Origin of the sequence: Geobacillus sp. LEMMY01 (assembly GCF_002042905.1) — a bacterium.
Taxonomy (GTDB): Bacteria; Bacillota; Bacilli; order Bacillales; family Anoxybacillaceae; genus Geobacillus; species Geobacillus proteiniphilus.
This window is the reverse complement of sequence record NZ_MVKA01000029.1, coordinates 1-23,242: the sequence shown is the minus strand read 5'-3', so window position 1 is coordinate 23,242 and position 23,242 is coordinate 1. Positions and strand designations below refer to the sequence as shown.

The window sequence follows — 23,242 nt, the reverse complement described above, 5'->3', positions numbered from 1 at the left end:
GGCAGGATCAGTGGAAGTCAAATATGTGACGGTCGGGGCGTTGACGAAGTACATCAAACGCAAGTTCGATGTCGACCCGCATTTGCGCGATCTATGGGTGAAGGGCGAGATTTCGAACTTTAAGCAGCATTCGCGCGGCCATATGTATTTTACGTTGAAAGACAGCCAAGGACGCATTGCCGCCGTCATGTTCGCCGGCTACAACCAGCATTTGCCGTTCCGTCCTGAAGATGGGATGAACGTGCTCGCGCGCGGGGAAATTTCCGTCTATGAACCGAACGGCAACTATCAGCTTTATGTCAAAGAAATGCAGCCGGAAGGCGTCGGAAGCCTGTATTTAGCCTACGAACAGCTGAAGCAGCGGCTCGAGGCGGAAGGGCTGTTTTCTCCGGTCCATAAAAAGCCGCTTCCGGCCTTCCCTCGCTGCATCGGCGTTGTCACATCGCCGACTGGAGCGGCGGTGCGCGATATTATGACGACGATTCGCCGCCGCTATCCGCTCGCCAAAGTCATTTTGTTTCCAGCGCTCGTTCAAGGGGACGGGGCGGCGCTGTCGATCGTGCGCGCCATCGAGCGGGCGAATGCGTTCGGCGGGGTTGATGTGCTTATTGTCGGCCGCGGCGGCGGCTCGATCGAAGAACTGTGGGCGTTCAATGAAGAAATCGTCGCTCGCGCCATCTTCGCCTCAAAAATTCCAATTATTTCTGCTGTCGGCCATGAAACGGATTTTACGATCGCCGACTTTGTCGCCGATTTGCGGGCGCCGACGCCGACGGCAGCAGCTGAGATGGCGGCGCCGCATGTTGGGGAGTTGGCTGAGCGGCTCGCCGAGCGGAAATGGCGGCTCATCCGCGCCATGAAAGAGCGGCTTGCCGCTGATAAAGAGCAGCTTCGCCGGCTGCAAGGATCCTACGCATTCCGCTATCCCAAGCGGCTCTATGAACAACAAGAACAGCAGCTTGATGCGTTGCTTGAGCGGCTTGGCCGCCAACGCGAACGGCTCGTCGACAAACATCGCCAGCGGCTGCATGAGCTTGACATGAGACTATGGCGGCATCATCCGGCTGCAGAGCTCGAGCGGATGAAAGAACGGCAAAAGGCGGCCGCCAATGCGCTGGAAAAAGCGATGCGCACCGCGGTGGAGCGCCATCGGTTCCGCTTTCGCTCCAACCTCGCCCGGCTTGAGGCGCTCAGTCCGCTTCGCATCATGGAGCGCGGCTACAGCTTGGTGTACAATGAACAGGGCGAGCTCGTGAAACGAACGAACCAGCTTCGAATCGGCGAGCATCTTTTCATTCAAGTTCAAGACGGACGAGTCGATTGTCAAGTGACGGGAGTGGAGGAAAAACACGTATGAGCGAAGAAAAAGAGATGACGTTTGAAGAAGCGATGAAAAAACTGGAGGAAATCGTCGAAAAGCTCGAGGAAGGGAACGTGCCGCTTGAGGAGGCGATCGCCTTTTTTCAAGAAGGCATGAAACTGTCCAAGCTTTGCCATGATAAATTGCAGCATGTGGAGAAACAGTTGGAGTACATGCTGCGCGAAGACGGCGAGCTTGTCCCTTTTTCGCCGGAGGAGGAGTGACGGGTGGCGCAGCTTTCGGTTGAACAGTTTCTCAACGAACAAAAACGGGCCGTCGAGGCGGCGCTTTCCTCCTATATGGCGCGGCTTCGTGGGCCGGAGACGCTGAAAAAGGCGATGGCCTACTCGCTTGAGGCCGGCGGCAAACGTATTCGCCCGCTTTTGTTGTTGGCGACGATTCAAGCGCTCGGCAAAGACCCGGCGATTGGCCTGCCGGTCGCTTGCGCCATTGAAATGATCCATACGTACTCGCTCATTCATGATGATTTGCCGAGCATGGACAACGATGATTTGCGGCGCGGCAAACCGACGAACCATAAAGTGTTCGGCGAGGCGATGGCCATTTTGGCCGGGGACGCCTTGCTTACGTATGCGTTTCAATTGATCGCCGAGGTTGATGACGACTGCGTGCCGCCTTCCGTCCGGCTGCAGCTCATTGAGCAGCTCGCGAAGGCGGCCGGCCCGGAAGGCATGGTCGCTGGACAGGCGGCTGATATGGAGGCGGAAGGAAAAACGCTGGCGCTTGCGGAACTGGAATACATCCACCGCCATAAGACGGGGAAAATGCTGCAATACAGCGTGCACGCCGGCGCCCTGCTCGGCGGCGCCGACGACTGGCGGATGCGCGAGCTTGATGAGTTCGCTGCACATTTAGGCCTCGCCTTTCAAATTCGCGACGATATTTTGGACATTGAAGGGACGGAAGAGAAAATCGGCAAGCGAGTCGGCAGCGACCACGACAACAAGAAAGCGACGTATCCGGCGCTGCTGTCGCTTGATGGCGCCAAAGAGAAGCTGACGTTTCATATTGATGCTGCGAAGCGCCATTTGCAGCAGGCTGGGGTGGATGGCGCTGCGCTTGCCTACATTTGCGAGCTTGTCGCGGTCCGCGACCATTGATGCGGGGCGGCGGCCTCTTGTTCCCGTTGTTCGCTTTCCTTCGGGGCGGAGGCGGCCTTGTTTTTTTGGTTGTTTTCCGCGGGCGGCCGCCGCAAGTTCTATATCCATCACAAGCCGCGTCCTAGTGGTGACGGGCTGCGTTGGCGGGGAAAGTCGATTTTTCGCGCCGGATCATGTATAATAATACTACCTGTGATGGAGGAGAACCGGCTCGGAAAACGACGAAATGAAAGCGAGTGATCTTCGTTGGACTTGACGAAAATTGACCATCCACGCGTTGTCAAAAACATGTCCATCCTTGAGCTGAAACAGTTAAGCGCCGAGATCCGGCGGTTTTTAATTGAGAAGCTGTCGAAAACCGGCGGGCATATCGGTCCGAATTTAGGGGTCGTCGAGCTGACGATCGCCCTCCACCGCGAGTTCGACAGCCCAAAAGACAAGCTCATTTGGGATGTCGGACATCAGTCATACGTGCATAAAATTTTGACCGGCCGCGCCGCCGAATTCGACACGCTCCGCCAATACAAGGGGCTGTCCGGGTTCCCGAAACGGAGCGAAAGCGAGCATGACGTGTGGGAAACGGGCCATAGCTCGACGTCGCTGTCGGCAGCGATGGGAATGGCGATCGCCCGTGATTTGAAAGGGACGGATGAATACATCGTGCCGATTATCGGCGACGGGGCGCTCACCGGCGGCATGGCGCTTGAGGCGCTCAACCATATCGGGCATGAAAAAACGGATATGATTGTCATCTTAAACGACAATGAAATGTCGATCGCCCCGAACGTCGGCGCGTTGCACAACATCCTCGGCCGGTTGCGCACCGCCGGCAAATACCAGTGGGTGAAAGACGAACTGGAGCTGCTGCTCAAGCGCATCCCGGCGGTCGGCGGCAAGTTGGCGGCGACCGCCGAGCGGCTGAAAGACAGCTTGAAATATTTGCTTGTCTCCGGCGTCTTTTTTGAAGAGCTTGGGTTTACGTATTTAGGCCCGGTCGACGGCCACGATTTTGAGGATTTGCTTGAGAACTTGCGCTACGCGAAGAAGATGAAAGGTCCGGTGCTTGTGCATGTCATCACGAAGAAAGGGAAAGGATACAGTCCGGCGGAAAACGACAAAGTCGGCACATGGCACGGCACAGGGCCGTACAAAATCGAAACCGGCGCTTTTGTCAAAACGAAAGAGGCCGGTCCGTCATGGAGCGCGCTTGTCAGCGAAACGGTGCGCCGGCTCGCCCGCACCGACCCGCGCATCGTCGCGATTACGCCGGCGATGCCGGTCGGCTCGAAGCTGGAAGGGTTCGCAAGCGAGTTCCCCGATCGGATGTTTGATGTTGGCATCGCCGAGCAGCACGCGACAACGCTTGCGGCTGGATTGGCGACGCAAGGGATGAAACCGTTTTTGGCCATTTATTCGACGTTTTTGCAGCGCGCCTATGACCAAGTCGTCCATGATGTATGCCGGCAAAACTTAAATGTCTTTTTCGCCATTGACCGCGCTGGGTTGGTCGGGGCGGACGGCGAAACGCACCAAGGGGTGTTTGACATCGCCTTTTTGCGCCATGTGCCGAACTTGGTGTTGATGATGCCAAAAGACGAAAACGAAGGACAGCACATGGTGTACACCGCCATCCGCTACGACGACGGGCCGATCGCCATGCGTTTCCCGCGCGGCAACGGGCTTGGCGTACCGCTTGATGAGGAGCTGAAAGAAATCCCAATCGGCACGTGGGAAGTGTTGCGCGACGGCTGCGATGCGGCGATTTTGACGTTTGGCACGACGATTTCGATGGCGCTTAAGGCGGCCGACGAGCTGGCGAAAGACGGCGTATCGGTGAAAGTTGTCAACGCTCGCTTTTTGAAACCGATGGATGAAGCGATGCTTCACGAACTGCTTGAGAGCCGCCTGCCGATCTTAACGGTCGAAGAGGCGGTGCTGCAAGGCGGCTTTGGCAGTGCTGTGTTGGAGTTTGCTCATGATCATGGTTATCACGGAGCGGTCATCGAACGGATGGGCATCCCGGACCGCTTTATCGAACATGGAAGCGTCAGCGAGCTGCTCCATGAAATCGGGCTGACGTCGACCCATATCATCGACCGCATCAAAACGATGGTGCCAAGAAAACAGAAAAGGGCTTGAGACATGAAAGGAAAAAAAGAACGGCTCGATGTGTTGCTTGTCGAACGCGGGCTGGCGGAAACGCGGGAAAAGGCGAAGCGGGCGATCATGGCCGGGCTTGTCTATTCAAACGACGTTCGACTCGATAAGCCCGGGGAAAAAGTGCCGGTTGACATTCCGCTTGAGGTGAAAGGCAACCCGCTTCCGTACGTCAGCCGCGGTGGGTTGAAACTGGAAAAAGCGTTGCGCGAGTTTCACATTCGCGTGGAAAATAAAATTGTTCTTGACATCGGCGCGTCGACCGGCGGTTTCACCGACTGTGCCTTGCAACACGGGGCGAAGCTGTCGTATGCCGTCGATGTCGGCTACAACCAGCTTGCCTGGAAGCTGCGTCAAGACGAGCGCGTCGTTGTGATGGAGCGGACGAACTTCCGCTACGTGACGCCGGATCAGTTTACGAAAGGGCTGCCGGAAGTAGCCGTCATCGATGTCTCGTTTATTTCGCTGCGGCTCATTTTGCCGGTCGTCAAGACGGTCATTGTGCCGGGCGGCGATGTGATTGCTCTCGTCAAGCCGCAGTTTGAAGCCGGCAAGGAAAAGGTCGGCAAAAAAGGGATCATCCGCGATCCCGACATTCACGAGGAAGTACTCGAATCGATCGTTCGATTCGCCTGCGCGGAAGGGTTCGATGTCCTTCATTTGTCGTATTCGCCGATTACCGGTGGTGACGGCAATATTGAATTTTTGCTTCATGCTGTCTATCCTGGAGAGAACCGGGAAGGAGAAAACCGACTGCCAGCATCGGTCGCCGACGTTGTCAGCGAGGCGCACGCCCGCTTGCGGGCGAGGAACGCGGATCCAAGCGGCAAGTAGCGTCGGCGGGACGGACAAGCGGCTCTGCATTTTGAAAAGCGGGGAGGTGGTGCAATGTGAACAAAGGGCAAAGGCATATTAAAATTCGCGAAATCATTATGAACCATGACATTGAAACGCAAGACGAGCTCGTCGACCGGCTGAGAGAAGCGGGCTTTAACGTCACCCAGGCGACCGTCTCGCGCGACATTAAAGAGATGCAGCTCGTCAAAGTGCCGATGGCCAATGGCCGCTATAAGTACAGCCTTCCGTCCGACCAGCGCTTCAATCCGTTGCAAAAGCTGAAGCGGGCGCTTGTTGATGTGTTTGTGAAGCTTGACGGAACGGGCAACTTGCTCGTCTTGCGGACGCTGCCGGGCAACGCCCATGCCGTCGGCGTTTTGCTCGACAATTTGGATTGGAGCGAAATCGTCGGCACGATTTGCGGCGACGATACGTGCCTAATCATCTGCCGGACGCCGAAAGATGCGAAAAAAGTGTCCGACCAGCTATTGTCCATGCTCTAGTCGAGGGCCGGACCAGCTTCCGCTCTGCGTTCAAGGACGGAACGACGGGGGCGGTCCTCGCTTGCGAATTCGAACATATGTGCTATAATCAGAAAGGAGAATCAATCGGACAGGCAAGGAGTGGTGGAATGCTCGCCGAGCTGTCGATTAAAAATTTCGCCATTATCGAGTCGCTCTCGCTGTCGTTCGACAAAGGGCTGACGGTGTTAACCGGCGAAACGGGAGCCGGCAAATCGATCATCATCGACGCGATTCATTTGTTGATCGGCGGGCGCGGCTCCGCTGAATTTGTCCGCTTCGGAGCAGAAAAGGCGGAAATCGAAGGGCTGTTTTTGCTTGATGATGACCGCCATCCGTGTTGGCAAAAATGCGCGGACGTTGGCGTCGACGCCAGCGACGGCATGATCGTGTTGCGCCGCGACATTTTGGCCAACGGCAAAAGCGTCTGCCGCATTAACGGCAAGCTCGTCACCACGGCGGTGCTGCGCGACATTGGGGCGACGCTTGTTGATATTCACGGCCAGCATGAACATCAAGAGCTGATGGATCCATCCCGCCATCTGCCGCTTTTAGACGAGTTCGGCGGCCTAGAGGCGGCAGAGGCGCTTGCCCGCTACCGTGCCGTCTACGAGCGGTATGAGGCGCTCGGAAACAAATTGAAAAAGCTGAGCGAAAATGAGCAGCAAATGGCGCATCGGCTCGATTTGCTGACGTTTCAGCTGCGCGAAATCGAACAGGCGGCGCTCGAGCCGGGCGAGGACGAGCGGCTGATGGAAGAAAAGGTGCGCATCGTCAATTTTCAAAAAATTTATACCGCGTTGCAGAAAAGCTATGAGGCGCTGGCCGGCGAGGGGCGCGGGCTTGATTCGATCGGGGAGGCGATGCGCCATCTCGATGACGTCGCCGCCATGGATGCGGCGCTCAAAGAAGCGCACGAAACGACGGCGAACTGCTACTATTTGCTCGAGGAAGTGATGTACAAGCTGCGCGATCAAATTGAGGAGATGGAGTACGACCCAGCGCGGCTCGATGCCATTGAAAGCCGCCTCGCGGAAATCGGGCAGCTCAAACGAAAATACGGAGCGACGATCGCCGATATTTTGCACTATGCCGAGACGATCGCCGAGGAAATCGAGACAATCGAAAATCGTGAAACGCATGTGCATGAGCTTAAGCAGCAGCTCGCTGCGGTGACGGACGAGTTGCTCACGGAGGCGAAAAACGTCACCGCTGTTCGGCAAACGTATGCCCGGCGCCTGATTGAGCGCATTCATCAAGAACTGAAAGACTTATACATGGACAAAACGAAATTTGACATCGTATTTGCCAAGCGCGAAGCATCGCTTGACGCCCCCTTGGTTGACGGCGTGCCGGTTAGGTTCCAAGAAGATGGCATCGATGTCGTCGAGTTTTACATTTCGACGAACGTCGGCGAGCCGTTAAAACCGCTCGTCAAAGTCGCTTCCGGCGGCGAGCTGTCGCGCATTATGCTGGCGTTGAAAACGATTTTTTCCAAACATCAAGGAGTGACGTCGATTGTTTTTGATGAGGTCGACACCGGCGTCAGCGGACGCGTCGCCCAGGCGATGGCGGAAAAAATTTACCGCATCGCCAGCCAGTCGCAAGTGCTTTGCATTTCCCATCTGCCGCAAGTCGCCGCGATGGCGGACACGCACTTGTTGATCGCCAAAGAGACGGATGGGGAACGGACGAAAACAGTCGTGAGGAAGCTCAATGAGGAGGAGAAAGTGAAAGAAATCGGGCGGATGATTTCCGGCGTCGAGATGACGGAGCTGACGAAACGGCATGCCAAAGAGCTGTTGGAACTGGCGGCGAAAATGAAACATTGATTCCTGTTTCCTCTGTTCGTCGAGGGGAGGCGCATCCCTCTCAAAGAGGGCCGATGCCGCCTGCCTGTTCTGTCTTGGCGCCCGCTTTCCTTAAGAGAACTACGGCGTTTCATAAAGATAAGCAAAAAGCCGCGCGGCTGTCCGGATGCAAGTCCATCCAATTCCGGGCAGCTTTTTTATCGGCATGGCGATTATATTTTCCCCGGTTCAGGCAAAATTAAAACTGTAACCGTTTTTGCATGGTGTAGGCGGGAGCGAGGAGAGTGGACGACATTGAATAAAGAAACGGCGCGAAAAATCGCAGGAGCGCTTCTCCTTGGCATGTTGACGGCCATCGCTTTTTCCAAACCGATGAAGGAATATTGGCAAATTCCGAAGCAGCTTGTCTTGTTTGAAGGCGACGCAGTTGAATTTCCTGCCGCTTCCCTTCCCGTGCAAGCGGCTGTCAATGACCGAAACGCTCCCGAAACGCTCAACATTGAGCGAAAAAACGGTTCTCTGTCTGTAAAGGCGAAACGCCGCGGACATGAAACGATGGTGTTGCACGTCGCCGGAATGCCGATCAAGCAAGTGGATGTCAACGTGCTGCCGACGCTCAAAGTCATTCCCGGCGGGCAATCGATCGGCGTCAAGCTCAATACCGTCGGCGTTCTTGTCGTCGGTTACCACCTTGTCGAAACCGAAAACGGGAAAAAATCGCCGGGAGAGGCAGCCGGCATTCAAGTCGGCGACATTATTACCGGCATTAACGGCCAAAAAATCGAAAACATGAGCGACCTCTCCCCTTTCATTGAGGAAGCCGGAAAAACCGGAAAGCCGCTTCATCTAAAAATTCTGCGCGATCAGCACTCCATGACGGTGAAGCTCGTTCCGCTGAGAGACAAGCATGACGACGTGTACCGCATCGGTCTGTACATCCGCGACTCGGCCGCCGGCATCGGGACAATGACATTTTACGATCCGAAATCGAAAACGTACGGCGCGCTCGGTCATGTCATCTCCGATATGGATACGAAAAAGCCGATTGTCGTGCAAAACGGACAAATTATGCGCTCGACTGTCACATCGATCGAAAAAGGGACGAGCGGCAATCCAGGTGAAAAATTAGCCCGCTTTTCCGACGGCGAAGAAGTGATCGGCACGATCACCACCAACAGCCCGTTTGGCATTTTCGGCAAGCTGACGAAACCGCTGCCGGACGGTCCGTTCACAAAGCCGCTTCCCGTCGCTTTGGCCAGCCAAGTGAAAGAAGGGCCGGCGAAAATGCTGACAGTGGTGGAAAACGACAAAGTCGAGCAGTTTGATGTGGAAATTGTCAGCACCATTCCGCAAAAATTTCCGGCGACAAAAGGGCTTGTCATTCGCGTGACCGACCCGCGCCTGTTAAAGAAAACAGGGGGCATTGTCCAAGGGATGAGCGGCAGTCCGATCATCCAGGACGGAAAACTCGTCGGTGCAGTGACACATGTGTTTGTCAACGACCCAACGTCAGGATACGGCGTCCATATCGAATGGATGCTGCAAGAAGCAGGAATTGATCTATATGGCAACCGAAAGAAAGCGAGCTGACCACGTCGGCTCGCTTTTTCCCGGCAGCCAACATTCGATTCTTGCGTATATTTGGTGAAATGACGAACGATCATTTGATCACCGTTCGTCTCTTCATGATCATCCAAAGGCCAATGATTCGAAATGCTGTGAGCGGCTTGATTGATTCCGCAATATTGGTTAGGCTGCCACTAAAAATTTTTCAAAAAAGGCGGCAAAAATTTTGCCGGTTTGGCATAGATATTTGGTGAAACATCCGTTAAAATGAAATGTGTAAAGATTTTTCGACAAACGCATCGCTGGTGAAAACGAATATTGTCTAATAAACTCATTTTTTGTTATAATTTTTATTTTTTGAAAAATAAAAGGATTTTTTGCCGCTGCTGTCGAATGTACGTTAACGGAATGTTACATAGCAAGAAAAAGTGGGGGAGGACGATCGTTTTGAGCATTAAGGTGTGCATTGCTGATGATAACCGCGAATTGGTGACATTGCTTGACGAATATATTTCCAGCCAGCCGGACATGGAAGTGATTGGCACGGCGTATAACGGCCAAGACTGCCTTCATATGCTCGAGGAAAAGCGGCCTGATATTTTGCTTCTGGACATCATTATGCCGCACTTGGATGGGTTGGCCGTGCTTGAGAAAGTCCGCGCTGGTTGTGAGCATCAGCCGAGCGTCATTATGTTGACGGCGTTCGGCCAGGAGGATGTCACGAAAAAGGCGGTGGAACTCGGCGCTTCCTACTTCATTTTAAAACCGTTCGACATGGAGAATTTGGTCCATCACATTCGGCAAATTCACGGCAAAACGGCGCCGATGGTCAGAAAAACCGGCTCTGCCTATCAGGCGCGCGACAACAAACCGAAAAATTTGGATGCGAGCATTACGAGCATCATCCATGAAATCGGCGTCCCGGCGCATATTAAAGGCTATTTGTACTTGCGCGAAGCGATCGCGATGGTGTACCACGACATCGAACTGCTCGGCTCCATTACGAAAGTGTTGTATCCAGACATCGCAAAAAAATACAATACGACCGCCAGCCGCGTCGAGCGCGCCATTCGCCATGCGATTGAAGTCGCTTGGAGCCGCGGCAACCTCGAATCGATTTCCTCGCTGTTTGGCTACACAGTGAGCGTTTCGAAGGCGAAGCCGACCAATTCCGAATTCATCGCGATGGTGGCGGATAAGCTGCGGCTCGAGCATAAAGCGTCGTAAGTGGCCATGAGAAAACGGTGATGCATCGGCAAGGCGCCCCGCGGATGGGGCGTCTTTTCTTGCAGGCGACAAACTCTTTACGGTTGATGTTGCGCAAAGTTAAGATGAACTGTTTTCCTTTTCTTTCTTCTCCAATTCCAGCAGCTTGTTCACTAGAATGTGCGGCGGCATATGCATGACCTGCTCGATCGGCACGCCGAGCGCTTTGGCCAGCTTTTGCGCCGTTTCCAGCGAAATTTTCAACGGCTGCATCATCTCACCTCATTTGTTCATAGTATTGCTTTTAGTATAACGAACGACCGCCGGTTTCGGCCAGCTCGTTGGCTGAACGGCGAATGAATGCGAAAGGAAGAAGGCAAAATGACATTGATTTTTGCCCACCGCGGGGCGGCGGGGACGCACCCGGAAAATACGATGGCGGCGTTTATCGAGGCGGAAAAAGCGGGAGCGGACGGCATTGAATTGGATGTGCAGCTCACAAAAGACGGCGAAGTGGTCGTCATTCATGACGAAACGGTCGACCGGACGACGGATGGAAGCGGCTGGGTGAAAGACATCACGTACCGCGAACTGCGCCGATTGAACGCGGCGGCCATGTGGGACGGCAAGCACGGCCATTGTCCGATTCCGCATCTTGAGGAAGTGCTTGCTTGGCTGTCATCAACACGGATGGCGGTCAACATCGAGCTGAAAAACAGCCTCATCGCCTACGAAACGCTTGAGCAAAAAACGATCTCCCTCGTGCGCCGCTATGGGCTTGAGAAGCGGACGATTTTGTCATCGTTCAATCATCATAGCATGCGCCTTTGCCGAACGCTTGCACCGGAAATCGAGACGGCGCTCTTGTACATCGAGCCGCTGTATGACCCATGGACGTATGTGCGCGCCATGAACGCCGACGGGGTGCATCCGCACTATCGGACGGTGACGGCGGAATTTGCCGCCGAAGCGCGGCGGCGCGGGGTGGCGGTCCGCCCGTTTACGGTAAATAAGCGAAATGTGATGAAAACGATGTTTGCTTATAGCGTTGACGCCGTCTTCACCGACTACCCGCGCCAAGCGAAGCAATGGAAAGAGAAAACGCCTTAACGAGAGACGTTAAGGCGTTTTTTGTTTGCCTTGAAATGGATGTTTTCCCAGTGCAATAGGCATCAAACGTTCCGGGTCAAGGCGTTTTTCGTTTTCGTTGAAAACGCGCCTGCACTTTGTTTCGCTTCCGGTCGCGGTGCAGCAAAAAACCGCCGAGAAACGCCAGCCCGGCGGCAAACAGCGCGAGCCCGGCGAGAAATTGGAGCCATAAGGCAGAAAACAGCGGCCCGTTGATGCCAAACAACGCATCGCGCATCCATTTGATGCCAAGCGCCGCTCCAAGCCCGGGAATGACTAAAATCAACAGCGCAATCATTCGCCCCATCGCGATCGCGTTCCTTTCCGAAAAGAGTGACCTTATCGACTATCATAGCGGTTATTGGGCGTTTGTCAAGGAAAGAGCAAATCAAGTATGATAAAAGTGTCTGCAAAAATTGGCATACTATAAAGTGTGGTGGATGGACATGAAAAAAGTGATGATCATTGGGGCTGACTCGCGCGGAATGTCGCTTTTGAAGCTGCTTCACGGGGCGTCGGGATTTGACGTTGTGGCGGTTGTTGACGTCGATGAACAAGCTCCGGGGGTGCAACTGGCGCAAAAATGGGGCATCGCTGCTGCGAGCGACTGGCGTCCATGGATGGCCGAGCCGCTTGATTTGGTCATTGAAACGACGGGTAAGGCGGATGTCCTTGAGGAAATCCGTCGATTGGCGCCAGAGGGGGCGAATATTGTCCCAAGTGCAGTCGCGCAGATGATGGCCGAGCTCGTTGAAGAAAAAGAAGCGCTCATCGCCAAATTGAAAAGCGAAGCGGCCCGGCGCGCGCTCATCTTTCATTCGTCCCACGATGGCATGATTGTCGTTGATGAATATGCTTACATTACCGATATGAATCAAAGCGCGGCGGAGCTTCTTGAAGTCGATAAAGACAAAGTGATCGGCAAGCATATTTTGACCGTTCTGCCGTCAAGCGGCTTGCCGCGCGTGCTCGAAACGAGGCAGACGGAGTTTCACCAAGAAGTGGAGCTGGCCAATGGAAAAAAATTGATCACCACCCGCATCCCGATCATCGATGACAATGGCAAACTGTTTGGGGCGCTCGCGGTATTCAAGGACATCACCGAGCTTGTCGCTTTGGCGGAAGAAATCACCGACTTAAAAGAAGTCCGCATGATGCTCGAAGCGATCATCCATTCGTCGGAAGAGGCGATTTCCGTCGTCGATGAAAATGGGAACGGCATTTTGATCAACCCGGCGTATACACGGCTCACCGGTTTGACAGAGGAAGACGTCATCGGCAAACCGGCGACCGCGGACATCGCCGAAGGGGAAAGCATGCATATGCAAGTATTGAAAACGCGCCGCCCGGTGCGCGGGGTGCGCATGAAAGTCGGACCGAAAAACCGGGATGTCATCGTCAATGTCGCTCCGATTATTGTTGATGGCGTATTGAAAGGGAGCGTCGGCGTCATTCATGACGTGTCAGAAATTCAGCGGCTGACGGCTGAACTCAATCGGGCGCGGCAAATCATCCGCACGCTGGAGGCGAAATATTCGTTTGCCGACATCGTCGGCGAGTCGGAAGAGATGAAGGTTGCCATCGAGCAGGCGAAGCTGGCGGCGAAAACGCCGGCGACGATTTTGCTGCGGGGGGAATCGGGGACGGGCAAGGAGCTGTTCGCCCACGCCATTCACAACGCCAGCGACCGGAAGTATAACAAGTTTATCCGCGTCAACTGCGCGGCCATTCCGGAAACATTATTGGAAAGCGAACTGTTTGGCTATGAGGAAGGAGCGTTTTCCGGCGCGCGGCGCGGAGGCAAGCGAGGGCTGTTTGAAGAAGCAAACAACGGAAGCATTTTCCTTGACGAAATCGGCGAGCTGTCCGCAAGCACGCAGGCGAAGCTGCTCCGCGTCCTGCAGGAGCGGGAGATCGTCCGCGTCGGTGGAACGAAGCCGATTCCGATCAACGTCCGCGTCATCGCTGCAACGAACGTCAACCTTGAAAAAGCGATTGCCGAAGGCGTCTTTCGCGAAGACTTATATTATCGGCTCAACCGCATGCCGATTTACATTCCGCCGCTGCGCGCCCGCAAGGAAGACATTCCGGCGCTGTGCCGGCGTTTGATCCAAAAACTGAACCAAGATTACGGGCGCAACGTCGAAGGTGTCACGGATGAAGCGATGGCGAAGCTTCTTGCCTATGATTGGCCGGGAAATGTCCGCGAGCTCGAAAACGTGCTCGGGCGGGCGATGATTTTCATGAAGTTTCATGAAGTGATGATCGATGCCACGCATTTGCCGCCGCTCGCTTCGCCTTCGTCGGCGTCGGCGCCTCGAATGGAGATGGAAGAGGAGCCTCGGCCGCTTGAGGAAATGGTGAGCCGATACGAAGCGAGCTTGATTGAGCAGGCGCTTCGCCGCCATCGCGGCAATAAAACAGCGGCGGCCCGGGCGCTTGGCATTTCGGTGCGCAATTTATACTACAAACTGGAAAAATACAACCTTGACAAAAAAAGCATGCAATAATTTGCGTATTGTGAAAGAGATTTCATATATCGGTTTGTTTGTATCAATGATTTTAAAGCGCTTTCATCTATTTTTAGTTGGCACGGTTTTTGCATAAAAAGATCGTGCCGCACGATTTGCAGAAAAGGTTGGTGCAGATGATGAAGCTTGAATCGTTAGTGGAAGAAGCAAGACAATGCCAGGGCCGGACGGTGGCCGTGGCGGCGGCGGAAGATGAAGAAGTGATCGAAGCGGTGGCGATGGCGCTCGAGCACCGTCTCGGACGCTTTGTGCTCTATGGCGATCGGGAGCGGCTCGGACGGCTGTTGAAGGAAAAAGGATGCACCCGCTTTTCCGACGTCGATGTCGTTCATGCGAATTCGATCGGGCAAGCCGCAGAGCTTGCCGTGCGCGCCGTCCATTTGAACGAGGCGGATGCGCTGATGAAAGGGCATGTGCCGACGGCAACGCTGCTGAAAGCGGTCTTGAACAAAGAGTATGGGCTGCGCGCTGGGAAGGTGTTGTCCCATGTCGCTGTTTTTGAGGTGCCGGAGTTTGATCGGCTTGTCATCGTCACCGACGCGGCGATGAACATCGCTCCGGATTTGGAACAAAAGGTGCAAATTGTCAACAACGCCGTCAGCATCGCGCGCTCCATCGGCATCGAGCGCCCGAAAGTCGCGGCGCTGGCGGCGGTGGAGACGGTCAATCCGGCCATGCCGGCGACTGTCGACGCAGCGGCGCTCGCGATGATGCAAAAGCGGGGGCAAATCGAACATTGCCTCCTTGACGGACCGCTTGCGTTAGACAACGCGGTGTCGCTGGCGGCGGCGAAGCATAAGCGGATTGAAAGCGAAGTGGCTGGACATGCTGACATTTTGCTTGTGCCGGACATTGAAGCCGGCAACATGTTGTACAAATCGCTCGTCTATTTTGCGAACGCACGCGTCGGTGCGGTCATCGCCGGAGCGAAGGCGCCGATCGTCTTGACGTCGCGCTCCGACTCGGCGGAAAGCAAACTGTATTCGCTCGCGCTCGCCATTTGTTCCGCAGCGAAATGAAAATCATGAAGGAGGCCATCGGTGATGGAACTGTTTAAATATATGGAAATGTATGATTATGAGCAAGTGTTGTTTTGCCAAGACAAAGAATCCGGATTGAAGGCGATCATCGCCATTCATGATACGACGCTCGGCCCGGCGCTCGGCGGGACGCGCATGTGGATGTACAATTCGGAAGAAGAGGCGCTTGAAGACGCCTTGCGCCTCGCCCGCGGCATGACGTACAAAAACGCGGCCGCCGGCCTTAATTTAGGCGGAGGCAAGACGGTCATCATCGGCGATCCGCGCAAAGATAAAAACGAGGCGATGTTCCGCGCGTTCGGCCGGTTCATTCAAGGGCTGAACGGCCGCTACATCACGGCGGAAGACGTCGGCACGACCGTTGCCGATATGGACATCATCTATCAAGAAACGGACTATGTCACCGGCATTTCGCCGGAATTCGGTTCATCCGGCAACCCGTCGCCGGCCACGGCTTACGGCGTATATCGCGGGATGAAAGCGGCGGCGAAAGAAGCGTTTGGCAGCGATTCGCTCGAAGGAAAAGTCGTCGCCGTCCAAGGGGTTGGCAATGTCGCCTACCATTTATGCCGCCATTTGCACGAAGAAGGAGCCAAACTGATAGTCACCGACATCAACAAGGAAGCGGTGGCGCGCGCGGTCGAGGAATTTGGGGCGAAAGCGGTCGACCCGAACGACATTTACGGCGTGGAGTGCGACATTTTCGCCCCATGCGCGCTCGGCGGCATCATCAACGACCAAACGATTCCGCAGCTGAAAGCGAAAGTGATCGCCGGCTCGGCGAACAACCAGCTGAAAGAGCCGCGCCATGGCGATATGATCCATGAAATGGGCATCGTCTATGCACCTGATTATGTGATCAACGCCGGCGGCGTCATCAACGTCGCCGATGAGTTGTACGGCTACAACCGCGAACGGGCGATGAAAAAAATCGAGCAAATTTATGACAACATCGAAAAAGTGTTTGCTATCGCCAAGCGCGACAACATTCCAACCTACGTCGCGGCCGACCGGATGGCGGAAGAGCGGATCGAAACGATGCGCAAAGCGCGCAGCCAATTTTTGCAAAACGGCCACCATATTTTAAGCCGCCGCCGCGGCCGCTAAGAGCAGCAAGGGGGCGGCCTCCCGCCCCGACGGCGGATGATGGAGGGACAACAGCGATGGAAGAGCAGAAGTTTCGCATTTTAACGATCAATCCAGGCTCGACTTCAACGAAGATCGGCGTCTTTGAAAACGAACGGCCATTGCTCGAAAAAACGATCCGCCATGAGGCGGACGTGCTTCGGCAATATAAAACGATCGCCCACCAGTATGAGTTCCGCAAGAAAACGATTTTGCAAGCACTGGATGAAGAAGGGATCAATTTATCGAAGTTGAGCGCCGTCTGCGGCCGCGGCGGGCTCCTCCGTCCGATCGAAGGCGGAACGTACCGCGTCAATGAGGCGATGCTTGAAGATTTGCGGCGCGGATATTCCGGCCAGCACGCGTCCAACCTCGGCGGCATTTTGGCGCATGAGATCGCCTCGGCCTTGAACATCCCGGCGTTTATCGTCGATCCGGTCGTTGTCGACGAACTCGATCCGATCGCCCGGATCAGCGGATTTCCGCTCATTGAGCGGCGCAGCATTTTCCACGCTTTAAACCAAAAAGCGGTTGCGCGCCGCGTCGCCAAGCAGCTTGGCAAGCGGTATGACGAATTGAACTTGATCGTCGCCCATATGGGCGGCGGCATCACGGTCGGCGCCCACAAGCAAGGAAGGGTCATTGATGTCAACAACGGGCTTGACGGCGAAGGCCCGTTCAGCCCGGAGCGCGCCGGGACGGTGCCGACGGGCGATTTGGTTGCTTTATGCTTCTCTGGCGAATATTACCGCGAAGAGATCATGAACATGCTTGTCGGCGGCGGCGGCCTTGTCGGTTATCTTGGCACGAATGATGCGGTGAAAGTCGAAAAAATGATCGAAGCCGGCGATGAAAAGGCCAAGCTCGTGTATGAGGCGATGGCGTACCAAGTGGCGAAAGAAATCGGTGCGGCAAGCGCCGTGCTTTCCGGCAAAGTTGACGCCATCATTTTGACCGGCGGACTGGCGTACGGCAAATCGTTTGTAGAACAGATCACCCGCCGCGTTCAATGGATCGCCGATGTCATCGTCCATCCGGGCGAAAACGAACTGCAGGCGCTCGCCGAAGGCGCGCTTCGCGTTCTGCGCGGCGAAGAAGAGGAAAAAGTGTATCCAGGCGAGGTCGTTTCGTCGGTCCCAGCCCGGCGTTGATGCGGCAACGGACAGAAAGGAGAAGGCAAGATGGCAAAAGAATACGATGTCGTCATTCTCGGCGGAGGAACGGGCGGATATGTCGCCGCCATTCGCGCCTCGCAGCTCGGGTTGAAAACAGCGGTCGTGGAAAAAGGGAAGCTCGGCGGCACGTGCCTGCACGCTGGCTGCATTCCGTCCAAAGCGCTGCTTCGCAGTGCGGAAGTGTACGCGCAAACGAAAAACGGCGAGGCGTTTGGCGTCATCGCCGACGGCGTGCGCTTGGATTTTGCCAAAGTGCAGGCGCGCAAAGCGACGATTGTTGAGCAGCTCCATAAAGGCGTCCAGCATTTGATGAAAAAAGGGAAGATCGATGTATACGCCGGCACCGGCCGCCTGCTCGGCCCATCGATCTTTTCCCCGCTGCCGGGGACGGTGTCGGTCGAAATGAACGACGGCAGCGAAAACGAAATGCTCGTCCCGAAATTTGTCGTCATCGCCACCGGCTCGCGGCCGCGCACGCTGCCGGGGCTCGAGCCGGACGGCGAATTCGTGATGACGTCCGATGAGGCGCTGCAAATGGAGACGCTCCCATCGTCCATCTTGATCGTCGGCGGCGGCGTGATCGGCATGGAATGGGCGTCGATGCTGAACGATTTCGGCGTGGATGTCACCGTGCTTGAGTATGCCGATCGCATTTTGCCAACAGAAGATGAAGACGTGTCAAAAGAAATGGAAAAACTGCTCCGCCGCCGCGGCGTCAACATCGTCACTGGAGCGCGGGTGCTGCCGGAAACGCTCGAGAAAGGAAACGGCGTTGTCATTCAAGCGGAGCATCAAGGCGAGCGGAAAACGTTTGCGGCCGACAAGATGCTTGTTTCCGTCGGACGTCAGGCGAACATTGAGGGGATCGGCCTGGAAAACACCGAGATTGTCGTGGAGAAGGGATATATTCAAACGAACGAGTTCGGCCAAACGAAAGAATCGCACATTTACGCGATCGGCGATGTCATCGGCGGCCTGCAGCTTGCCCATGTCGCCGCCCATGAAGGGATTGTGGCCATTGAGCATTTGGCCGGGCACAATCCAGCTCCGATTGACTATACGATGGTGCCCCGCTGCATTTACACCCGTCCCGAAGCGGCAGCGGTCGGCTTAACCGAGCAAGAGGCGAAAGCGAAAGGCTATGACGTGAAAGTCGGTAAATTTCCGTTTAAAGCCATTGGCAAGGCGCTTGTATTCGGTGAGGCGGAAGGGTTTGTGAAACTCATCGCCGACCGGAACACGGATGATCTGCTTGGCGTTCATATGGTCGGGCCGCACGTGACCGATTTGATTTCCGAAGCCGGGCTCGCCCGTGTGCTCGATGCGGCTCCTTGGGAAGTGGCGCATGCGATCCATCCGCATCCGACGCTGTCAGAGGCCATGGCGGAAGCGGCGCTTGCTGTCGATGGCCGGGCGATTCACTTTTAACGCTTACGATTAAGGGAGGTTTGTTTCGATGGCGCAAAATCGTCATCAGGCGCTTGGATTAAGCGATGACACGGTGTTGGAAATGTATGAAACGATGCTTCTTGCTCGCAAGCTCGATGAACGGATGTGGCTGTTAAACCGCGCGGGGAAAATTCCGTTCGTCATCTCATGCCAAGGGCAGGAGGCGGCGCAAGTCGGCGCGGCGTTCGCCCTCGACCGGACGAAAGACTATGTTCTGCCGTATTACCGCGATGTGGGCGTTGTCCTGACGTTTGGCATGACGCCGAGAGAATTGATGTTGGCGGCGTTTGCCAAAGCGGAAGATCCGAACTCCGGCGGCCGGCAAATGCCCGGGCATTTCGGGAAAAAGAAAAACCGGATCGTCACCGGTTCATCGCCTGTGACGACACAAGTGCCGCACGCGGTCGGCTTCGCCTTGGCGGCGAAAATGGAAAAGAAAGATTTTGTCGCCTTCGTCACGTTCGGCGAAGGGTCGTCGAACCAAGGCGACTTCCATGAAGGGGCGAACTTCGCCGGCGTTCATAAACTCCCAGTCATCTTTATGTGCGAAAACAACAAGTACGCCATTTCCGTGCCGATTTCGAAACAACTCGCGTGCGAAAAGGTGTCCGACCGCGCCATCGGCTATGGCATGCCGGGCTATACGGTCGACGGCACCGATCCGCTTGAAGTGTACCGCGTCGTGAAAGAAGCGGCCGACCGCGCCCGCCGCGGCGAAGGGCCGACGCTCATCGAGGCCGTGACATACCGCCTGACGTCGCACTCGTCGGACGACGACCACCGCGTCTACCGGACGGAAGAAGAGCTCGCCGAAGCGCGCGCCAAAGACCCGATCGTGTCGTTTGCCAACTATTTGAAAGAAACCGGCGTCTTGACCGACCAGCTTGACGAGGACATTCAAGCGCGCGTCATGAAGGAAGTGAACGAAGCGACCGACTATGCGGAGAAGGCTCCGTACGCCGAGCCGGAGCATGCGCTTCGCTACGTGTATGCCGAGGAGTAAGGGGGAATCGACGATGCCTGTCATTTCGTATATTGATGCCGTCACGATGGCGATTCGCGAAGAGATGGAACGCGACCCGCGCGTGTTTGTCTTAGGGGAAGACGTGGGGCGGAAAGGCGGGGTGTTTAAAGCCACACAAGGATTGTACGAGCAGTTCGGGGAAGAGCGCGTCATCGACACGCCGCTTTCCGAGTCGGCGATCGTCGGCGTCGGCATCGGCGCAGCGATGTACGGCCTGCGCCCGATTGCCGAGATTCAGTTTGCCGATTTTATCATGCCGGCGGTCAACCAAATTATTTCCGAAGCGGCGCGCATCCGCTACCGTTCGAACAACGACTGGAACTGCCCGATCGTCATCCGCGCCCCGTACGGCGGCGGGGTGCATGGCGCCCTGTACCACTCGCAATCGGTGGAAGCGATTTTCGCCAACCAGCCAGGGTTAAAAATCGTCATGCCGTCGACGCCGTACGATGTGAAAGGGCTGCTGAAAGCGGCGATTCGCGACGAAGATCCGGTTCTCTTTTTCGAGCATAAACGCGCCTACCGCCTCATTAAAGGGGAAGTGCCGGAGGACGACTACGTGCTTCCGATCGGCAAGGCGGACGTCAAGCGTGAAGGCGATGACATCACAGTCATCACATACGGGCTTTGCGTCCATTTTGCCTTGCAGGCGGCCGAGCGCGTCGCCCAAGATGGCATTTCCGTTCACCTGTTGGATTTGCGCACCGTCTATCCGCTCGACAAAGAAGCGATCATCGAAGCGGCGAGCAAAACGGGGAAAGTGCTGCTCATTACGGAAGACAATAAAGAAGGAAGTGTCATGAGCGAAGTCGCGGCCATCATTGCCGAGCATTGCCTGTTTGACCTTGACGCGCCGATTATGCGCTTGGCCGGCCCGGACGTCCCAGCCATGCCGTATGCGCCGACGATGGAGAAGTTCTTTATGATCAATCCGGAAAAAGTCGAAAAAGCGATGCGCGAACTGGCGGCGTTTTAAGGTGAAGACATTGCAGCAGAGATAGGAGGGTATCGATGTGGCCATCGAACAATTGACGATGCCTCAGCTCGGGGAGAGCGTCACTGAAGGCACGATCAGCAAATGGCTCGTCTCCCCGGGCGACAAAGTGAACAAATACGATCCGGTCGCCGAAGTCATCACCGATAAAGTGAGCGCGGAAATTCCGTCGTCGTTTGCCGGCGTCATTCGCGAGCTGATCGCCAAAGAAGGGGAGACGCTCCCGGTCGGCGCGCCGATTTGCACGATCGAAGTCGAAGGCGCTGCACCGGCTCCGGAAGCGAAGCCGGCGGATGAAGCGCCGAAAGCAGAAGACAACGCGAAGCCAGCGGCTCCGAAAAAGGCCGGCCGGGCAAACAACGGCCGCTATTCGCCGGCCGTTCTCCGCCTTGCCCAAGAACACGGCATTGACCTTGAACAAGTGAAAGGCACCGGCCTTGGCGGGCGGGTGACGCGCAAAGATTTGCTGAAGCTCATTGAGTCTGGACAAATTCCGAAAGCGGGAGCGGCACCGGCGGCGGAACAAGCGGCGCCAAAAGCGGAACCGAGAACGGAACAACCGGCCACGGCCGCCGCAACAGTTCAAACGGCTGGAGCGGCCGCACAAGCCGCGCCGGCGACAGCGCCGATCAAACCAGCAGCGCCAACGATCGAAGTAGGAGCAGGCGACATCGAGATTCCGGTCACTCCGGTGCGCAAAGCGATCGCCGCGAACATGCTCCGCAGCAAACACGAAGCGCCGCACGCGTGGACGATGGTCGAAGTCGACGTGACCGACCTTGTCGCCTACCGCGATGCGATCAAAGACGAGTTCAAGCGGCGTGAAGGCTTCAATTTGACGTATTTCGCCTTCTTCGTCAAGGCGGTCGCCCAAGCGCTGAAAGAATTCCCTCAGCTGAACTCCGTTTGGGCCGGTGATAAGATCATCCAGCGCAAGGACATCAACATTTCGATCGCCGTCGCGACGGAAGATGCCTTGTTCGTGCCCGTCATCAAGCACGCCGATGAAAAAACGATCAAAGGCATCGCCCGCGAAATCGCTGAACTGGCGGCGAAAACGCGCGCCGGCAAACTCCGTCCGGAAGATATGCAAGGCGGCACGTTTACCGTCAACAACACCGGCGCGTTCGGCTCGGTGCAGTCGATGGGCATTATCAACTATCCGCAAGCGGCCATTTTGCAAGTGGAAACGATCGTCAAACGTCCGGTCGTCAAAGATGGCATGATCGCCATCCGCGACATGGTCAACTTATGTTTGTCGCTCGACCACCGCGTCTTGGACGGCCTCATTTGCGGCCGCTTCCTCGCCCGCGTCAAAGAGATTTTGGAAAATATGAACAAAGACAACACGCCGATTTATTAACGATTCCCCCATCGCCATCGGTTGGCGGTGGGGGTTTTTGCGTGGCGCGATTTCAAACTTGTTTCTGACCGGACGGTTTCTGTGGATCCCCAATGCCAAACCCGAACCAGCGATGCGGTTAAGTTGATCGCAAGCATCAAAGCGCTCTCGTGTCCATGAGCAGCTGAAGCAAGCCAAGATCGAAGACGAATGGATTGACGTGGCAGATTCCGCCGCTATGACGAAAGACACAAGGGCGCAGACGAAAGCCGCCAACGCCTTTTTGATCACCGGAAGCCTTTTGTTGTTGCGGACCGTAAAAACCGCGCTGGCCCAAGGCGATTCCAAGCACATGACGTGCGAGTCCTTTACCTATATTTTACAATGGATAAGCAAACAAAATACCTACTGTAGATGAGCAAATTCACTAACATAAATTGACAACCAAACAAAAAAGTTCTTCACCAAAAGATGTACTTGACTTTTAAAGGCAAACATGACAGCAATGTTGCCCAAAGAGAAGCATGGAATAAAAAGGAAGAAATACTATTTTGGTTTTACTTATCACAATCCTCTTTTTTTGTCAAGTGTAATTTGAAATGAAAATCCTTTTAATTTTTTGGGTCTTCACCATTTTCTGTGATTTCCACTCAATCCCAGAAACATGTTAGCTGGATGAAATAGGTTCATCAGTCAGGATCCTTCTTCCGCATACAGACCACGAAGTTGGTAGAATGGAAACAGTCAAGTGCTTTCCTTGACGGGTTCCATTCTACCAACTATCATACCGATAGCGGAAGAAGGGAGCGCTTAAGCAACCTGACTACCTGTAGTGTTCCCTGTACACTCCAGAAA

Annotated in this window: 20 protein-coding genes and 1 pseudogene; 19 read left to right on the top strand and 2 right to left on the bottom strand. The window is 55.3% G+C overall.

Annotated elements, in window-relative coordinates; genetic code table 11:
• Window positions 1–10 precede the first annotated feature (10 nt).
• The 9 genes from xseA to spo0A all read left to right on the top strand — a co-directional run bounded on the left by xseA (window position 11) and on the right by spo0A (window position 10,600).
• Window positions 11–1,357, top strand: coding sequence for an exodeoxyribonuclease VII large subunit (gene xseA / locus B1A75_RS14055; RefSeq protein WP_074044294.1), 1,347 nt, complete (start codon window positions 11–13; stop codon window positions 1,355–1,357).
• Window positions 1,354–1,584, top strand: coding sequence for an exodeoxyribonuclease VII small subunit (locus B1A75_RS14050; protein WP_012820585.1), 231 nt, complete (start codon window positions 1,354–1,356; stop codon window positions 1,582–1,584). The genes xseA and B1A75_RS14050 overlap by 4 nt, the downstream gene beginning before the upstream one ends.
• Before the next feature lie 3 nt (window positions 1,585–1,587).
• Entirely contained in the window at window positions 1,588–2,481 is an 894-nt protein-coding gene (locus tag B1A75_RS14045; RefSeq protein WP_074044293.1) for a polyprenyl synthetase family protein, read from the top strand.
• 246 nt (window positions 2,482–2,727) lie between these two features.
• Window positions 2,728–4,620: a 1-deoxy-D-xylulose-5-phosphate synthase gene (gene dxs, locus B1A75_RS14040; RefSeq protein ID WP_074044292.1), complete on the top strand. Its 1,893-nt coding sequence runs from the start codon at window positions 2,728–2,730 to the stop codon at window positions 4,618–4,620.
• A gap of 3 nt (window positions 4,621–4,623) precedes the next feature.
• Window positions 4,624–5,472 carry a TlyA family RNA methyltransferase gene (locus B1A75_RS14035; protein WP_074044291.1) on the top strand — a complete coding sequence of 283 codons (849 nt, stop codon included), beginning with the start codon at window positions 4,624–4,626 and terminating at the stop codon, window positions 5,470–5,472.
• A 56-nt stretch (window positions 5,473–5,528) separates the two neighbouring features.
• Complete coding sequence (gene ahrC / locus B1A75_RS14030; RefSeq protein ID WP_066233594.1) at window positions 5,529–5,978, top strand: transcriptional regulator AhrC/ArgR; 450 nt, start codon at window positions 5,529–5,531, stop codon at window positions 5,976–5,978.
• A 128-nt stretch (window positions 5,979–6,106) separates the two neighbouring features.
• Window positions 6,107–7,828 carry a DNA repair protein RecN gene (recN, locus tag B1A75_RS14025; RefSeq protein ID WP_079936386.1) on the top strand — a complete coding sequence of 574 codons (1,722 nt, stop codon included), beginning with the start codon at window positions 6,107–6,109 and terminating at the stop codon, window positions 7,826–7,828.
• Between the two features lie 273 nt (window positions 7,829–8,101).
• Window positions 8,102–9,397 (top strand): SpoIVB peptidase, encoded by a 1,296-nt coding sequence (gene spoIVB, locus B1A75_RS14020; RefSeq protein WP_074044289.1) that lies wholly within the window; start codon window positions 8,102–8,104, stop codon window positions 9,395–9,397.
• 384 nt (window positions 9,398–9,781) lie between these two features.
• On the top strand, window positions 9,782–10,600 hold the full coding sequence (gene spo0A / locus B1A75_RS14015) for a sporulation transcription factor Spo0A (RefSeq protein WP_025038882.1): 819 nt from the start codon (window positions 9,782–9,784) through the stop codon (window positions 10,598–10,600).
• A gap of 99 nt (window positions 10,601–10,699) precedes the next feature.
• Here the strand turns inward: spo0A and B1A75_RS14010 are convergent, their stop codons facing one another.
• Window positions 10,700–10,852: a YycC family protein gene (locus tag B1A75_RS14010; RefSeq protein WP_074044288.1), complete on the bottom strand. Its 153-nt coding sequence runs from the start codon at window positions 10,850–10,852 to the stop codon at window positions 10,700–10,702.
• A gap of 108 nt (window positions 10,853–10,960) precedes the next feature.
• On the opposite strand from B1A75_RS14010, the gene B1A75_RS14005 reads away from it, so the two are divergent.
• Window positions 10,961–11,689, top strand: coding sequence for a glycerophosphodiester phosphodiesterase (locus tag B1A75_RS14005; protein ID WP_074044287.1), 729 nt, complete (start codon window positions 10,961–10,963; stop codon window positions 11,687–11,689).
• 76 nt (window positions 11,690–11,765) lie between these two features.
• Here B1A75_RS14005 and B1A75_RS14000 read toward each other — a convergent pair whose 3' ends face one another.
• Window positions 11,766–12,014 (bottom strand): DUF2627 domain-containing protein, encoded by a 249-nt coding sequence (locus tag B1A75_RS14000; protein WP_011231866.1) that lies wholly within the window; start codon window positions 12,012–12,014, stop codon window positions 11,766–11,768.
• Window positions 12,015–12,153: 139 nt separating this feature from the next.
• Here B1A75_RS14000 and B1A75_RS13995 point away from each other — a divergent pair, with 139 nt between their 5' ends.
• The 9 genes and pseudogenes from B1A75_RS13995 to B1A75_RS13955 form a co-directional block, all read left to right on the top strand.
• Window positions 12,154–14,217 (top strand): sigma-54 interaction domain-containing protein, encoded by a 2,064-nt coding sequence (locus tag B1A75_RS13995; protein ID WP_079936397.1) that lies wholly within the window; start codon window positions 12,154–12,156, stop codon window positions 14,215–14,217.
• A 140-nt stretch (window positions 14,218–14,357) separates the two neighbouring features.
• Window positions 14,358–15,257 carry a phosphate butyryltransferase gene (gene yqiS, locus B1A75_RS13990; protein WP_079936396.1) on the top strand — a complete coding sequence of 300 codons (900 nt, stop codon included), beginning with the start codon at window positions 14,358–14,360 and terminating at the stop codon, window positions 15,255–15,257.
• A gap of 24 nt (window positions 15,258–15,281) precedes the next feature.
• Complete coding sequence (locus tag B1A75_RS13985) at window positions 15,282–16,385, top strand: leucine dehydrogenase (protein ID WP_079936385.1); 1,104 nt, start codon at window positions 15,282–15,284, stop codon at window positions 16,383–16,385.
• A 56-nt stretch (window positions 16,386–16,441) separates the two neighbouring features.
• Entirely contained in the window at window positions 16,442–17,554 is a 1,113-nt protein-coding gene (buk, locus tag B1A75_RS13980) for a butyrate kinase (protein WP_079936384.1), read from the top strand.
• Window positions 17,555–17,584: 30 nt separating this feature from the next.
• Window positions 17,585–19,006, top strand: a complete 1,422-nt coding sequence (gene lpdA / locus B1A75_RS13975) for a dihydrolipoyl dehydrogenase (protein WP_079936383.1) — start codon at window positions 17,585–17,587, stop codon at window positions 19,004–19,006.
• 28 nt (window positions 19,007–19,034) lie between these two features.
• On the top strand, window positions 19,035–20,030 hold the full coding sequence (locus B1A75_RS13970) for a thiamine pyrophosphate-dependent dehydrogenase E1 component subunit alpha (protein WP_011231860.1): 996 nt from the start codon (window positions 19,035–19,037) through the stop codon (window positions 20,028–20,030).
• A 13-nt stretch (window positions 20,031–20,043) separates the two neighbouring features.
• Entirely contained in the window at window positions 20,044–21,027 is a 984-nt protein-coding gene (locus B1A75_RS13965) for an alpha-ketoacid dehydrogenase subunit beta (RefSeq protein WP_011231859.1), read from the top strand.
• Window positions 21,028–21,064: 37 nt separating this feature from the next.
• On the top strand, window positions 21,065–22,408 hold the full coding sequence (locus tag B1A75_RS13960) for a dihydrolipoamide acetyltransferase family protein (RefSeq protein ID WP_079936382.1): 1,344 nt from the start codon (window positions 21,065–21,067) through the stop codon (window positions 22,406–22,408).
• A 145-nt stretch (window positions 22,409–22,553) separates the two neighbouring features.
• Window positions 22,554–22,745, top strand: a pseudogene (locus B1A75_RS13955) (IS1634 family transposase); the annotation flags it as partial.
• Window positions 22,746–23,242: the final 497 nt, after the last annotated feature.

What these genes read in the sequence shown, in the direction of transcription:
- B1A75_RS14035 (WP_074044291.1), top strand. Translation starts at nt 4,624, where the DNA reads ATGAAAGGAAAAAAAGAACGGCTCGATGTGTTGCTTGTCGAACGCGGG.
- B1A75_RS13970 (WP_011231860.1), top strand. Translation starts at nt 19,035, where the DNA reads ATGGCGCAAAATCGTCATCAGGCGCTTGGATTAAGCGATGACACGGTG.
- B1A75_RS13965 (WP_011231859.1), top strand. Translation starts at nt 20,044, where the DNA reads ATGCCTGTCATTTCGTATATTGATGCCGTCACGATGGCGATTCGCGAA.
- B1A75_RS14050 (WP_012820585.1), top strand. Translation starts at nt 1,354, where the DNA reads ATGAGCGAAGAAAAAGAGATGACGTTTGAAGAAGCGATGAAAAAACTG.
- lpdA (WP_079936383.1), top strand. Translation starts at nt 17,585, where the DNA reads ATGGCAAAAGAATACGATGTCGTCATTCTCGGCGGAGGAACGGGCGGA.
- B1A75_RS13995 (WP_079936397.1), top strand. Translation starts at nt 12,154, where the DNA reads ATGAAAAAAGTGATGATCATTGGGGCTGACTCGCGCGGAATGTCGCTT.
- B1A75_RS14010 (WP_074044288.1), bottom strand. Translation starts at nt 10,852, where the DNA reads ATGCAGCCGTTGAAAATTTCGCTGGAAACGGCGCAAAAGCTGGCCAAA.
- yqiS (WP_079936396.1), top strand. Translation starts at nt 14,358, where the DNA reads ATGAAGCTTGAATCGTTAGTGGAAGAAGCAAGACAATGCCAGGGCCGG.
- B1A75_RS14000 (WP_011231866.1), bottom strand. Translation starts at nt 12,014, where the DNA reads ATGGGGCGAATGATTGCGCTGTTGATTTTAGTCATTCCCGGGCTTGGA.
- B1A75_RS13985 (WP_079936385.1), top strand. Translation starts at nt 15,282, where the DNA reads ATGGAACTGTTTAAATATATGGAAATGTATGATTATGAGCAAGTGTTG.
- B1A75_RS14005 (WP_074044287.1), top strand. Translation starts at nt 10,961, where the DNA reads ATGACATTGATTTTTGCCCACCGCGGGGCGGCGGGGACGCACCCGGAA.
- buk (WP_079936384.1), top strand. Translation starts at nt 16,442, where the DNA reads ATGGAAGAGCAGAAGTTTCGCATTTTAACGATCAATCCAGGCTCGACT.
- recN (WP_079936386.1), top strand. Translation starts at nt 6,107, where the DNA reads ATGCTCGCCGAGCTGTCGATTAAAAATTTCGCCATTATCGAGTCGCTC.
- spo0A (WP_025038882.1), top strand. Translation starts at nt 9,782, where the DNA reads ATGTTACATAGCAAGAAAAAGTGGGGGAGGACGATCGTTTTGAGCATT.